The organism is Fulverythrobacter fulvus (assembly GCF_037154085.1).
GTDB classification, from domain to species: Bacteria; Pseudomonadota; Alphaproteobacteria; order Sphingomonadales; family Sphingomonadaceae; genus Andeanibacterium; species Andeanibacterium fulvum.
The window spans coordinates 540,306-554,236 of sequence record NZ_JBANRM010000001.1; the positions used below are offsets into that span (position 1 = coordinate 540,306).

Genomic DNA, 13,931 nt, shown 5'->3' on the forward strand with positions numbered 1-13,931 from the left:
GAGCACGCACGATGTCGCCAGCTATTCTGCTTCTCCTCGCCCTCGGGCTCGGGCTCGCGGGATGGCTCGCGGCGCGTGCAAGGGCCTGGAGCTTCCGCCGAGCCGTTCCGGACCGGCGGCTAGCCTCCCTGCCCTCCTATTACGGATGGTACGTCGCGCTGTGGATCGTCATTCCAGCGCTGCTGTTCATCCTTGCATGGGGCTTTGTCGCCCCGATGCTGGTGACCCAGTCCGTAATGGCAGACCCGGCTGCGGCGCATCTGCCGGTCTTCGGCCTTCAGCGTGAAACCATCCTGGCGGAAGCGCGCGCGGTGGCCAGTGGCGCCTCGCATGCGGTGTTCAATCCGCTCGCCAAGGAACTGGTGGAACCCTATCGCGATGCGCTTACCCGCATGAACGCGATCGGCATTGCAGCCACGCTGGTGGTTGCCTTCCTGGGCGGCGCCTGGTCCTTTACTCGCCTGCGCCCCGATTTCCGGGCCCGCACGCGGGTCGAACGGATCGTGATGCTGACCCTGCTGCTGGCCTCGCTGGTGGCGATCCTCACCACGCTGGGCATCTTCCTCTCGCTGGTTTTCGAGACGGTGCGCTTCTTCGGAATGATCGATCCGATCTCGTTCCTGTTCGGCACCCATTGGGGGCCGGACCCGATGAGTTCGGTCGAAGCCGCCGATCCGAGCCGCTTCGGGGCGATCCCGCTGTTCTGGGGCACGATCTATATCGGTGCGATCATCGCGATGATCGTGGCGATCCCGCTCGGCCTGATGAGCGCGATCTACCTCACGCAATATGCCAGCCCCACATGGCGCAAATGGCTGAAGCCCGCGCTGGAGATTCTCGCGGGCGTGCCCACCGTGGTCTACGGCTATTTCGCGGCCCTCACGATCGCCCCTGCCATCCGCGATCTGGCGAATTCCATCGGCATCTCCAATGCCTCGAGCGAAAGCGCACTGGCTGCAGGCCTCGTGATGGGCGTGATGATCATTCCCTTCGTTTCTTCGATGGCCGACGATTCCATCGCCGCCGTGCCACAGGCCATGCGTGACGGCAGCCTGGCCATGGGCGCGACCACTAATGAGACCATCCGCCGGGTCCTGGTTCCCGCCGCCCTGCCCGGTATCGTGGCGGGCGTGATGCTAGCCATCAGCCGCGCGATCGGTGAAACGATGATCGTGGTGATGGCCGCGGGCTATGCCGCCAACCTCAGCGGCAATCCGCTGGAAGCAATGACCACGGTTACCGTGCAGATCGTTGCCATGTTGACCGGCGAGGCAAGCTTCGACCATCCGGCAACGCTCAGCGCCTTCGCGCTGGGTTTCGTACTGTTCCTTGTAACGCTGGGCCTGAACATCGTGGCCCTGCGCGTGGTGAAGAGGTTCCGTGAAGCCTATGAATGAGGCAATCCTCCCCACCCGCACCCCGGCTTTCGAAGCGCGTATCCGCAAGCGCTATGCGGCAGAGCGGCGCTTCAAGCTGGCGGGCCTGCTGTCGATCCTGTTCTCGATCGCCGTGCTGGCCTTCCTGCTGATCACCATGGCCTCCAACGGGATTTCGGGCTTCAAGCGCGTCGAGCTGGCGGTCGAGATCGACTTCCCCGAAGCGGGCATCACCGGCGATCCGGCGGTGCTGGCACAGCCCAATGCAATCCAGTCTCTGGAGGCGCAAGGCCTGCCCGCCGTGGTCGAATTCTACGCCACGCAGTCGCTTGGCGAAGAAGGCGCGCAGCAGATCAATTCTGAAGCCTGGCGCGACGTGGCGAAGAAGATCATTGCCGATCCCTCGCTGCTCGGCGCCAAGGCCACTGTCATGGTTCCGGCATCCCACAAGCTGGCCTCGGCCTATTCGGGCGATGGCCAGGCCAGCCTTCAGCCGCTGGCAAAGAAGCTCAAGGCCGAAGGCAAGCTGCAGAAGAATTTCGACTTCGGCTTCCTCTCCCGCTCGGACGCGACCGACCCGCAGCTGGTCGGCATCTGGGGCGCGCTCAAGGGCTCGATGCTGACCATGGTGGTCACGCTGGCCTTCGCCTTCCCCATCGGCGTTCTGGCGGCGCTGTACCTTGAGGAATATGCGCCGAAGAACCGCTGGACCGACATTATCGAAGTGTCGATCAACAACCTCGCGGCCGTGCCTTCGATCATTTTCGGCCTGCTGGGCCTGGCAGTGTTCCTCACTGTCTTCCCCAGTTATCGCTCGGCTCCGCTGATTGGCGGCCTCACTCTCGCGCTGATGACCATGCCAGTGATCGTGATCGCTGGCCGCAACGCCATCAAGGCCGTGCCGCCCACGATCCGTGACGGCGCGCTGGCACTGGGCGCCTCGCCGATTCAGGTCGTGTTCCATCACGTGCTGCCGCTGGCCCTGCCGGGCATCCTTACCGGCACGATCATCGGCATGGCGCGTGCGCTGGGCGAGACTGCCCCTGCCCTGATGATCGGCATGCGTGCCTTCGTGGCCACGCCGCCCGACGGCTTCACTTCGCCCGCCACCCTGCTTCCGGTCCAGATTTTCCTCTGGTCCGACGAAATCGACCGCGGTTTCGTCGAACGGACTTCGGCGGCGATTATTGTGCTATTGCTGTTCCTGCTGGTGATGAATGGCCTGGCCATCTACCTGCGCAACCGGTTCGAGAAGAAGTGGTGACGATAGAAAACTCCCCCGCTGCCAACATGCCGAAGATGAGCGCCAACAAGGTCTCCGTCTTCTACGGTGACAAGAAGGCCATCGATGAGGTTTCGATCGATATCGAGACCGAATACGTCACGGCCTTCATCGGGCCGTCCGGCTGCGGCAAATCGACTTTCCTGCGCACGTTGAACCGCATGAACGACACCATCGCCGCCGCGCGCGTCGAAGGCGAAATCATGCTGGATGGCGAGGATATCTACAAATCCGGCATGGACGTGGTGCAACTGCGTGCCCGGGTGGGCATGGTGTTCCAGAAGCCCAATCCCTTCCCCAAGACGATCTTCGAGAACATCGCCTATGGCCCGAAGATCCACGGTCTGGCGGAAAGCAAGGCCGATCTCGATGTGATCGTGGAACGTTCGCTGCGCCGCGCCGGCCTGTGGGAAGAAGTGAAGGACCGCCTGTCGGATAGCGGCACTGCCCTTTCCGGCGGCCAGCAGCAGCGCCTGTGCATTGCACGCGCCATCGCGGTCGATCCCGAAGTGATCCTGATGGACGAGCCGTGCTCGGCGCTGGACCCGATCGCCACTGCGCGTATCGAGGAACTGATCGACGAATTGCGCGGACGCTTTGCCATCGTGATCGTCACTCACTCGATGCAGCAGGCCGCCCGCGTTTCGCAGCGCACTGCATTCTTCCATCTTGGAAAAATGGTCGAGTACGGCCAGACATCGGATATCTTCACCAATCCGCGCGAAGAACGCACCAAGGATTACATTACTGGACGGTACGGCTGATGAGCAGCGAACATACGGTCAAGGCATTCGATGAGGACATCACCCGGCTGCGCGGCCTGATCGCGGAGATGGGCGGCCTGGCCGAACTCGCCATCCAGGAATCGCTTCAGGCACTGGTCAAGCATGACGAGAAACTCGCCCGCGAAGTTGTGCGGCGGGACAAGAAGATCGATCTGCTGGAAATCGAGGTCGACAAGCTCGCCGTGCGGATCATCGCCCTGCGTGCGCCCATGGCGGACGATCTGCGCGAAGTAATCGCGGCTCTCAAGATCGCCGGCGTGATCGAACGGATCGGCGATTACGCCAAGAATATCGCCAAGCGCGTGAACGAGATCCAGGCTCGCAAGCATTTCGATCCGCTGACCCTGCTGCCCGCCATGGGCGAAGTCGCTTCCGAAATGGTGCATGACGTGCTCACGGCCTATGCCGCACGTGATCCCGTCACCGCACGCGAAGTGATCGCCCGCGACGAGAAGGTCGACGCTTTCTACGAGAGCATTTTCCGCAATCTCGTGAGCCACATGATGGAAAGCCCCGCCACCATCAGCAGCGCCGCGCAATTGCTGTTCATTGCCCGCAGCATCGAACGTATTGGCGACCATGCGACCAACGTGGCCGAGATGGTCTATTTCGCTGCCACCGGCACCTATGTGCCGGAACTGGACAGCGAAACAGATGGCGAAAATTGAGCTACGACATGACGCGACCGCGCTTGTCGCATTCCTGTAACATCTTTGTGGTGGTGGGGCTCTGAAACAGTCTGGAACCCAAGACGTGGCCGCACCTAAGCTTCTTCTCGTCGAAGACGATCCTGCCCTTGCCGAGCTGCTGGAATATCGTTTCCAGAGCGAAGGCTACAATGTCCGCACCACCGCCGATGGCGATGAAGCCCTGATGTTCGCCGATGAGGATGTGCCCGATCTGGTCATCCTCGACTGGATGATCGAAGGCACCAGCGGCATCGAAGTCTGCCGCCGCCTGCGTCGCGACAAGGCGACCGCCCATGTCCCGATCATCATGCTCACTGCCCGCGAGGCAGAAGATGATCGGGTGCGCGGGCTGGAAACCGGCGCCGACGATTACGTGACCAAGCCCTTCTCCCCCCGCGAGCTGCTGGCCCGTGTCTCTGCCGTACTGCGCCGCGTGCGTCCGGCACTGGCGGGCGAGATGCTGGAAGTGGGCGACCTCAAGCTCGACCCTGTCGCTCACCGCGTGGAACGGCGCGGCCAGCAACTAGCGGTCGGCCCTACCGAGTACCGCCTGCTCAAGTTCTTCATGGAGAGCCCGGGCCGCGTCTTCAGCCGTGGGCAATTGCTCGACGGCGTATGGGGTACGGGCAGCGAGATCGAGGAACGCACGGTGGACGTCCATATCCGGCGCCTGCGCAAGGCGATCTCGGTCGGCAACTCGCCCGATCCGATCCGCACTGTCCGCTCGGCAGGTTATGCGCTCGAGGCGATCTGACTTCTTCGCTTCCTAACGATCTACCGCAGGCCCTGCACGGTATACAGCCGTACGGGGCCTGTGTTCTTTCACGACCCTACTTCTCCCGCTATCGCCGGTGCGGCGCGGGTCGCGCGGGGGAGAGAAATATCATGAAATTCCGGCTGCTCAGCGCCTTTGCCGCGCTCTCGATTGCAGGGACAGCTCAGGCTGCCGATCTCACGCCTACGGAAATCGTCAATCGCCACGTGTCGTCCGGCGGCAATGTCGATGCGATCATGGCCGATTATGCCGATGACGCGGTGGTGCTGCAGCAGGGCCGGGCCTTTCAGGGCAAGGAAGCGATCCGCGGCTTGTTCGAGGCCATGTTCAAGCGCCCGGCCGGACCTGCTCCTTCTGCCCAGCCTGCTGGCGGAGCCAATGGGAGCGCTGCGCCCAAGATGAACGTTACCCGGGTGTGGGAAGAAGGCGATGTCGGCTTCATGACCTGGGAAATGGGCCCAATGAAGGCGACCGAGGAATTCATCGTTCGCGATGGCAAGATCCAGGTGCAGACCATCTTCATGTCCGCCCCGCCGCCGGGTGGCCCAGCCCCGCAGTAAGGCGCTTGTCGGAGCTAATGAAAATCGCGTGATTTCGGAATCACCCGCACATCGCGCGGGTGACCTGCAGAAGGGTGACGGCGGTTGCCCGGCAGTGGCCGGTTCACATGATCCGCCCGGTCCACCGCCGGGCTGAGCAGATCGTCCGAAAGCCGGTGAAGCTGGTCTGTCGCATCGGCCAGATGCGTCACGATCACATGGATCACGCCTTCGTCATACTCTACCCGGCCGCGCACTTCGAGCAGGCGGGAACCCATGATCGCCGCCCGGAAGCGCGCCATAGCGTCGGGCCAGACGACGAGATTCGCGACGCCCGTTTCGTCCTCGATAGTGATGAAGCACACGCCCTTGGCCGATCCGGGCCGCTGGCGGATCAGCACCACGCCCGCCAGTTGCACTGTCGAGCGTTGCGGTCGTTCACGCAAATCCGCACAGGTCAGGAAACCGCGCTCCTGCAGGAAGGGGCGCAGGAAGCTGAGCGGATGGGCTTTCAGGCTCAGGCGCTGGGTCTGGTAATCGGCCACCACCTCTTCCGAAAGCGACATGGCGGGCAGGTGTGTGACGTTCCGCTCCGCCCCTTCTTCTCGCGCCGCCATGGCCGCGAAAAGCGGCAGTTCCGGCGCGGAGACGAGCGTACGGGCATCCCACAAGGCCTGACGGCGCGGCAGGGCGAGCGAACCGAAGCAGTCGGCCGAAGCGAGCTTTTCCACCTGAGCCGGATGCAGCCCCGCCCGTTCGCGCAGTTCCGCCACGTCGCGAAACGCCCCACCCTCTGCGCGAGCAGCCACCAGCTTGGCCGCGGCATGTTCGGGAAAGCCATCCACCTGCCTGAAGCCAAGCCGCAAGGCGATGGCGCCTTCCCATTCTTCCAGCGTGCAGTCCCATTCCGAGCAATTCACATCCACCGGCAGCACCGTCACTCCATGATCGCGCGCATCGCGCACGATCTGGGCCGGGGCATAAAAACCCATGGGCTGGGAATTGAGCAGGCCTGCCGCGAAGGCCGCCGGATAATGGCATTTGAGCCAGCTGGAGGCATAGACCAACAAGGCGAAGCTGGCTGCATGGCTTTCGGGAAAGCCGTATTCGCCGAAGCCCTTGATCTGGTTGAAGCAGCGCTGGGCGAATTCGGGATCGTATCCGCGCGCCACCATCCGGCCGACCATCTTCTCCTCATGCTGATGCATCTTCCCGCGCGAACGGAAGGTGGCCATCGCCTTGCGCAATTGATTGGCTTCTTCGGCCGAGAATTGGGCTGCATCCATGGCGATCTTCATCGCCTGCTCCTGAAAGATCGGCACACCGAAGGTCCGGTTCAGAATAGACGAAAGCTCATCCGCAGGGCCATGTCCGGGCGCCGGGCCAGGCAAATGGAATCCGGTCTTCCCCTCTCGCGCCAGCTTGCGATGCTTGAGATAGGGATGGACCATGTCCCCCTGGATCGGCCCGGGCCGCACGATCGCCACTTCCACCACCAGATCGTAGAATTTGCGCGGCTGCAGACGCGGCAACATGCTCATCTGCGCCCGACTTTCGACCTGGAACACACCGATGGAATCCGCCCTGCACAGCATGTCGTAAACCTTCGGGTCCTCGGGCGGGATCGTCGCCAGAGTGAGATCGCGCCCGTGATGATCGCGCAGGAGGTCCAGAGCCTTCCTGATGCAGGTAAGCATCCCCAAGGCCAGCACATCCACTTTGAAGATACCCAGTTCCTCGATGTCGTCCTTGTCCCATTCAATGAAGCTGCGCTCAGGCATGGCGCCATTGCCGATGGGCACGGTCTCCGTGAGCAGGTCGCGGGTGAGGATGAAGCCGCCGACATGCTGGGAAAGGTGGCGCGGCATGCCGATCATCTGCTCGGTCAGCGCCAGCACGCGCTTCAGATGAGGATCGGAAAGGTCCAGCCCCGCTTCATTATCCGCATATTCTTCTGAAATGCTCTTCCCGTGGCTGCCCCATACGGTGCGGGCCAGTGCCCCGGTGACATCCTCCGAAAGGCCCATGGCCTTGCCCACTTCGCGGATCGCCATGCGCGGGCGGTAATGGATCACCGTGGCGCACAGGCCGGCATGGTCCCGCCCATATTGATCATAGATGTGCTGGATCACTTCCTCGCGCCGCTCATGCTCGAAATCGACGTCGATATCGGGCGGCTCATTGCGCTCTTCGGACAGGAAGCGGTCGAACAGGAGCGAATTATGCGCCGGATCGACCGAGGTGATTTCCAGACAAAAGCACACTGCGGAATTCGCCGCCGATCCCCGCCCCTGGCACAATATCGGCGGCTGCCGGGAGCGTGCGAAATCGACGATCTCCTTGATGGTCAGGAAATAGCGCGCAAGGTCCAGCTTGCCGATCAGCCGCAGTTCCTTGCAGATCGTCTCGCGCACGACATCCGGCACGCCTTCGGGATAGCGTTTTGCCGCCCCTTCCCAGGTGAGCACGACCAGCTGCTGTTGCGGTGTGCGCCCTTCGGGATAGGCTTTCTCGGGATAGACATATTTCAGTTCTTCGAGGTTGAAACGGCAGACATCGGCCACTTGCCGCGCCGCTTCGATGGCATGGGGCCAGCGCGCGAACAGCTTCACCATCTCCGCCGGGCTCTTGAGGTGCCGCTCGGCATTGGCGTGGAGAAGATATCCCGCCTTCGCCACGGTGGTCTTGTGGCGGATCGCCGTCATCACATCCTGCAACGGGCGGCGCTCGGGCACGTGATAATGAACATCGTTGGTGGCGAGCAGACCAAGGCCATTCTCCCGCGCCAATGTATCGAGCCGCGTGATCCGGGCGATATCGTCTCCGCGATAGAGATAGCTGGCGGCGATGTGGCGCAAACTGGGGAGTTGGGCTGTGAGGTGGGGAAGGAGTGCAGCAAGAATCCCCCTCCTCTTCAGAGGAGGGGGTTTGGGGGTAGTGCGAGGCTGCTCGCAAGTTTCGCTTCGCGAGCGATGCTGCGCATCGCCACCACCCCTACACCCCTCCTCTGAAGAGGAGGGGAACTGATAGACATTACCCTCCACTCCGATCTCGAACGCCGCCTCAAGATCATCCGGTGGCAGCAGGATCAGCTGCACCCCCTCGCCATGCTCTGCCAGCATAGGAAGAGTGATGTGGCACACACCCTTGGCCTGCCACACGCCTTGCAGATCATGCCTTTTTCCTGCGGAGATCAGGCGGCACAGGCGGCCATAGGCGGCCCGATCCACGGGATAGGCAAGGAAGGCCAGCCCCTCCACCGTCTCGATCCGGCAGCCGATCACCGGACGCAGTTTCAGCGCCTTCGCTTCGGTGTGGATACGCACCACGCCCGCCATGGTGTTGGCATCGGCAATCCCGATTGCATCATAGCCAAGCATCCGCGCAGTGCCCACGAGGTCACTCGCGTAGGAAGCCCCGCGCAGGAAGGAGAAGCAGCTCACCAGCCCCAGTTCCACGAAAGGGGCGCGTTCGGGCGGGCCGATCCCCTCGGGGCCGATGGTAACATGCGGACGCGGCGGAGTGAGCGGCTTGTCGGGCATCAGGCGAACAGTCCCTGCAGGAACCATTCCGGCTCGCCCCCGCGATCGTCGCCGAACAGGCCGTGGCGATATATCCAGTAGCGGCGGCCTTCCCCATCCTCGATCCGGTAATAGTCGCGCAGCCTTGTCTTGGAGCGTTCCCGCCACCATTCGGGCGCGATCCGCTCCGGCCCTTCCACCCGGGCGATCTCGTGCACCACGCCGCGCCAGCGGAAACGGCGGGGGAAACCGTCAGGCGTGGCATAAAGCACCGCGATCTCTTCCGGCCGGTCGAGCAGCTTGAGCGGGCGGGCGTGGAAGGGAAATTCCGCCTGATCGCCCACTGACGGTGCAAGCGGCGCGACCCAGCGCTGGGCGCGTTCGGGCAAGTGGCTGGCATGGGGATCGGGGCGGCGCACGGCCCCTTCGCCCAGGCGGACAGTCAGCCGATCGATAAAGGCGGCAAGGCTGGTGCCTTCGCTCTCACTCTTCCCGGTCTCCATATCCGGCTGGGCTGGCGTCAGAGCCTCGCACCAAGGCGCGCGCAGACGCACGAGCTCGATCCCGAAGCCTGCATCGATATCATTCAGCTTGGCCGAGAATAGCCGCGCCATATGGGCCGGATCGCGCGTGGCCGCCGCCATCTCAAGCAGGCGGAAGGCGGCATCGCCATCAACCCGCCACAAGCTCAGCTCGAGCCGCCGGGCGCCCTCGCCCCGGCTCTCCAGCAATTGCGCCATATCGGCGGCCAGATCGCCCACGACCTGTTCCAAGAGCGGCAAATGGCGGATCGGTTCGAGCAGACCACGCTGCACCAGTGGCACTTCCACGGCCGTCACCGGCAACAGCGGTTCGGCAATGCGGCCCAGCAACTGGTCGAGCCGCAACAGGGGATTGGCCAGGGCATCGCGGCGATTACGGAAGCGACGCTGGAGCGCATCGCGGCCGATCATGGCCAAATCTCCGATCCGCTTGAGGCCAAGCCGCCGCAGGACAAGCAGCACATCCTCCCCCAGCCGCAGGGCCGCGACGGGTAGCGGGGCGAGAGCGGCAAGGCCCTCGTCCCCTTCGTCATTGCGAGCCGCCGCAGGCGGCGCGGCAAGCCAGGGCGGCTGCGCGTTGGGCTCTGGATCGCCGCGGGGCTGCGCCCCTCGCGATGACGAAGGAAGATAATGAGCCAGCGCCCATGCCGCCCCGGCAGTCGGCGCGATGGCGACCCGTGCCGCGAGATGACGTGCGGCAAAACGCGCCCGTACATCTGCCAGCATTGCCTGTTCCCCACCGAAAAGATGGGCGACGGCAGTGACGTCCACCAGCACGCCGTCGGGCGCGTCCACTGCGCTCCACGGGCCCCAGCGCTGCGCCCACAGCGCCAGCCTTTCGAGAAAGGCGCAGTCGCCTTGCGGGTCCGCAGGCTCGGTCAGCAAATGAGGGCAGATGCCGCGCGCATCGGCCAGCAGCATGTCCACACGCAGGCCCAGCGCCCGCGCAGCCGCATTCAGCGCCGCGAGCCGGGGGCCATGCGCGGTCTCCTCGATCAGGGCCAGCGGATGGGCGTCCCTCCCCTCGCCCGGCCGGCAATCTTCAGAATGACGCCAGCGATCGATCGCCAGCCTGCTGCACCAGATCGCCATGATCCGGCGCTGCGGACGGGCTCCCCCGCTGGGTAGTGAGGCTGGTGCCATCATCGCGCAGGGTCCATTCTCCTTGCTTGAAACCGCGTGCCCGGAACAGTTCCGCACGCCAGCCGGGCCTTCCGGGCGCTGCCGGGTTCCAGCGCGGCGGCAGCGAAGGGGCAGAGCGCACAGCCCAGCGCATCCGGGCAGAGGACAGGTCCCTTTCCGCATCCAGCCGCACGAGGAACAGGGGCACGCCATGCCGCTCCGCCATCAGGCTGAGGCGGCGCGAGGCTGTAAGGCCCAGCGCGCGCGGGTTCCCGGCGATCTCCCCGATCACGCAGGCCAGATCGCGGCAGCGCAGCCCTTCCTCCAGCGCGAAGAGCGCGTCTTCCGCCGTCTTCGCCGCGACATGGATCAACCCTGCGCGCAATTCCGGCGGCAGGCCGGGGCGATAGGGCCGGCCGGAAAGCCGCAGGGCTTGCCTATCCTGCACCCACAGCACCATCCGCCTGCCCTCGGCCTCGAGCCCGCCTATGGCACGCAAGCCGTCGAGCGCCATGGCCAGCGCCATCCCCGCCCCGCTCGCTTCATCGGCAGGAGCAAAGACCTCGCTATGCCGCGCAGGCACAAGGCCGGGCTGCCAGTTTGCGGCAGGCTGGAAGGCGGAACTTCCGGGCAGAAGAGGGCGGGCGGAACAGTCCATGCGAATCGGAACGCTTCTTGAATTATGTTCCTCTTATGTTCTTATTCGCATTCCAGCGCAATTGCCCACAAGGGCGCGTGCGCTCAGCCTCCGATCTTCTCCCATGCGCGTTCCAGCGCCTCATCCGAAAGGCCCAGTCCGGCCTCATCGCGCATGAAGCGGGCGAATTCGGCAAAGTCAGCCAGTTCGCGCCGTTCCTCCCCCTCGGCATGCTCGATGGTCAGGGCGCGGTTGAACAGACCGTAGCGCGTATCCCCGCGATAGCAGCCGAACATCAGATGAAAGCCGAAAGGCGCCTCCGGCGATACGGCGCAGACGAAATTGGCATTGGCGATATCGCCATCGGTCACGCGGGCATGATCGAAGGCGTAGATATCCTCCCACCCTTCCCCAGCCAGGCGCTGGAGCACCGTCTCGCCCCGCTCGGTATCCTCATGCACCCGGTAAGTGCCGTTAGGGGCCTGTTGCGCCCCCTCCACATCCAGTTCCAGCGGCATCAGCGGCCCCGGACCGCCAAAGCCTGCATCGGCCAGAAAACGGCGCCCTTCGGCTTCCACGATCAGTGCCAGATGGCTGCGCCCGCCATCCACGCCCATCCGCATGCGCACCCGGGCAAGACAGCGCGAAACCGGGAAACCAGCAGCCGCCAGCGCCTCACCGAACAGCCCGTTCTGCTCGAAGCAATAGCCCCCGCGCCTTTCACTCACGATCTTGGCGAACAGGTCCGGCAGGCCCAGCAGGGGAACCTTGCCCAGCAGCGGATCGAAATTCTCGAACGGCACCGCACGCATATGCGCCTGCTGCAGGGCGCGCAGCCCCTCGGCATCGGGCCGGATTTCACTCAGCCCGATGCGATCGAGATAGGCGGGAAGATCGAAGCTGTATTCCGCCACCATGGCGGGCCGCATCCCTATTCGGTTTCGCCCGGAGCAGGCGCGCCCGGCATGGAGGCGATGGGCATGGGCGGCACGTCCGCGTCTTCCTCGGGCACGTCCACGATCCCCCGGCCGACATGGCTGCGGCTGCGGCTATAGGCGAAATAGACGATCAGGCCGACGAACGCCCAGCCGATAAACATCAGCTTCGTCTCGATGCCCAGCTTGTAGAACAGGTAGAAGCACCCCAGGATCGCCACCGGCGCCGTGATGGCGATTGCCGGAGTGCGGAACGGCCGCTTGCGACCCGGATCGGTCTTGCGCAGCACCATCACCGCAATCGACACCGCCGCGAAGGCGAACAGGGTCCCCGAATTGGAGATGTCCGCAAGGATGCCCACCGGGAAGAAGGCCGCGAACAGAGCCACGAACACGCCCGTCAGGATCGTGATGACATGCGGCGTCTTGAACTTGGGATGGATGCTGGAAAAGGCCGCCGGCAGCAGGCCGTCGCGGCTCATCACGAAGAAGATGCGGGTCTGGCCGAACATCATCATCAGAATGACGGACGGCAGGGCAAGACCGGCGGCAAGGCCGATCAGATTGCCGATCTGCGGCCAGCCGATTTCACGCATCGTCCAGGCCAGCGCTTCCTTCGAGCATACCACTGCCTGATCGGAAATGGCGGCGCAGGCATCCGTCAGTTCCTTGCTGCCCGGAGCGAGGCCCGCGCCGCTGGAATCCAGCAGCGGGTTGGCGCCCACCGTGCCGATCACGCCGGCTGCCACCAGCAGATAGAAGACGGTGCAGATGGCGAGCGAGCCGATCAGGCCGATCGGCATGTTGCGCTGCGGGTTCTTGGTTTCCTCCGCCGCGGTGGAGACCGCATCGAAGCCGACATAGGCAAAGAAGATCGAAGCTGCGGCGGCACCGATGCCCCCGAAGCCGAGCGGAGCGAAGGGGGTGAACTGCTCCATATTGATCACGGGCACCGCCAGCGCGATGAACAGCGACAGCGCCGCGACCTTGATGACCACCAGCACCGCATTCACGAATGCGCTTTCGCGCGTGCCGATGACCAGCAGCCAGGTGACCAGCAAGGCGATCGCCATGGCGGGAAGATTGACGAGGCCGCCATCGAAAGGCCCGCGAACCAGTTCATTGGGTATGTCTATCCCGGCCGCATGTTCGATCAGGCCGACGACATATCCCGACCAGCCGACCGAGACCGCACCCGCTGCCACGGCATATTCGAGAATGAGCGCCCAGCCGACCATCCATGCGATCAACTCGCCCATCACGGCATAGCTGTAAGTATAGGCAGAACCCGATACAGGCACCATCGAGGCCATTTCGGCATAGCAAAGCGCCGCAACCGCGCAGACGAACCCCGCGATCACAAAGCTGAGCATCATGCCCGGTCCGGCCTTCTGCGCGGCTTCGGCCGTCAACACGAAGATGCCCGTGCCGATCACGGCGCCGACGCCGAGCATTGTCAATTGGAAGGCACCAAGCGAGCGGTGAAGCGACTTCTTTTCCGCTGTGGCAAGAATTGCGTCGAGCGGCTTGATGCGGCCAAAGATCATGCAGGGACCTCCCTTGGCCCGGAAAGCGCGAACCCCTTGCGCTCCGTGGCCGTGTCACACGAATTGAATATTCGCTTTTGAAACTACCGCAATCGGGAAATTGGCAGGCGACCGGCCAATTCGGGGGAAAAGCCCGGTCCAGGCGCCGATTTACTTGATCAGGCCGCCGCTGAACGGCTTG

Annotated in this window: 11 protein-coding genes; 6 read left to right on the plus strand and 5 right to left on the minus strand. The window is 63.9% G+C overall.

Annotation, left to right across the window (positions count from 1 at the left end; translation table 11 throughout):
- Positions 1 to 11 precede the first annotated feature (11 nt).
- The 6 genes from pstC (at position 12) to WFP36_RS02540 (ending at position 5,467) form a co-directional block, all read left to right on the plus strand.
- Positions 12 to 1,397: a phosphate ABC transporter permease subunit PstC gene (gene pstC / locus WFP36_RS02515; RefSeq protein WP_336977556.1), complete on the plus strand. Its 1,386-nt coding sequence runs from the start codon at positions 12 to 14 to the stop codon at positions 1,395 to 1,397.
- Positions 1,390 to 2,640: a phosphate ABC transporter permease PstA gene (gene pstA / locus WFP36_RS02520; RefSeq protein WP_336977558.1), complete on the plus strand. Its 1,251-nt coding sequence runs from the start codon at positions 1,390 to 1,392 to the stop codon at positions 2,638 to 2,640. Before pstC ends, pstA begins: the two co-directional genes overlap by 8 nt.
- Positions 2,641 to 2,666: 26 nt before the next feature.
- Positions 2,667 to 3,422, plus strand: coding sequence for a phosphate ABC transporter ATP-binding protein PstB (pstB, locus tag WFP36_RS02525; RefSeq protein ID WP_336978686.1), 756 nt, complete (start codon positions 2,667 to 2,669; stop codon positions 3,420 to 3,422).
- Positions 3,422 to 4,111: a phosphate signaling complex protein PhoU gene (gene phoU / locus WFP36_RS02530; protein ID WP_336977561.1), complete on the plus strand. Its 690-nt coding sequence runs from the start codon at positions 3,422 to 3,424 to the stop codon at positions 4,109 to 4,111. Before pstB ends, phoU begins: the two co-directional genes overlap by 1 nt.
- 85 nt (positions 4,112 to 4,196) lie before the next feature.
- Positions 4,197 to 4,886, plus strand: a complete 690-nt coding sequence (gene phoB, locus WFP36_RS02535; protein ID WP_054530025.1) for a phosphate regulon transcriptional regulator PhoB — start codon at positions 4,197 to 4,199, stop codon at positions 4,884 to 4,886.
- 131 nt (positions 4,887 to 5,017) lie between these two features.
- The gene (locus WFP36_RS02540; protein WP_336977565.1) at positions 5,018 to 5,467 is read left to right on the plus strand and encodes a nuclear transport factor 2 family protein; all 450 of its coding nucleotides are present in this window, start codon (positions 5,018 to 5,020) and stop codon (positions 5,465 to 5,467) included.
- A 14-nt stretch (positions 5,468 to 5,481) separates the two neighbouring features.
- On the opposite strand, the gene WFP36_RS02545 is transcribed toward WFP36_RS02540, so the two are convergent.
- The 5 genes from WFP36_RS02545 to WFP36_RS02565 all read right to left on the minus strand — a co-directional run bounded on the left by WFP36_RS02545 (position 5,482) and on the right by WFP36_RS02565 (position 13,750).
- Entirely contained in the window at positions 5,482 to 8,988 is a 3,507-nt protein-coding gene (locus tag WFP36_RS02545) for an error-prone DNA polymerase (RefSeq protein ID WP_336977567.1), read from the minus strand.
- On the minus strand, positions 8,988 to 10,601 hold the full coding sequence (locus WFP36_RS02550) for a DUF6504 family protein (RefSeq protein ID WP_336977568.1): 1,614 nt from the start codon (positions 10,599 to 10,601) through the stop codon (positions 8,988 to 8,990). The genes WFP36_RS02545 and WFP36_RS02550 overlap by 1 nt, the downstream gene beginning before the upstream one ends.
- Positions 10,552 to 11,289 (minus strand): hypothetical protein, encoded by a 738-nt coding sequence (locus WFP36_RS02555; RefSeq protein ID WP_336977570.1) that lies wholly within the window; start codon positions 11,287 to 11,289, stop codon positions 10,552 to 10,554. The genes WFP36_RS02550 and WFP36_RS02555 overlap by 50 nt, the downstream gene beginning before the upstream one ends.
- Before the next feature lie 83 nt (positions 11,290 to 11,372).
- A complete protein-coding gene (locus tag WFP36_RS02560; RefSeq protein ID WP_336977572.1) occupies positions 11,373 to 12,185 on the minus strand; it encodes an arylamine N-acetyltransferase family protein in 813 nt (270 codons plus the stop codon).
- Between the two features lie 14 nt (positions 12,186 to 12,199).
- A complete protein-coding gene (locus tag WFP36_RS02565; RefSeq protein WP_336977574.1) occupies positions 12,200 to 13,750 on the minus strand; it encodes an amino acid permease in 1,551 nt (516 codons plus the stop codon).
- Between the last annotated feature and the right edge of the window lie 181 nt (positions 13,751 to 13,931).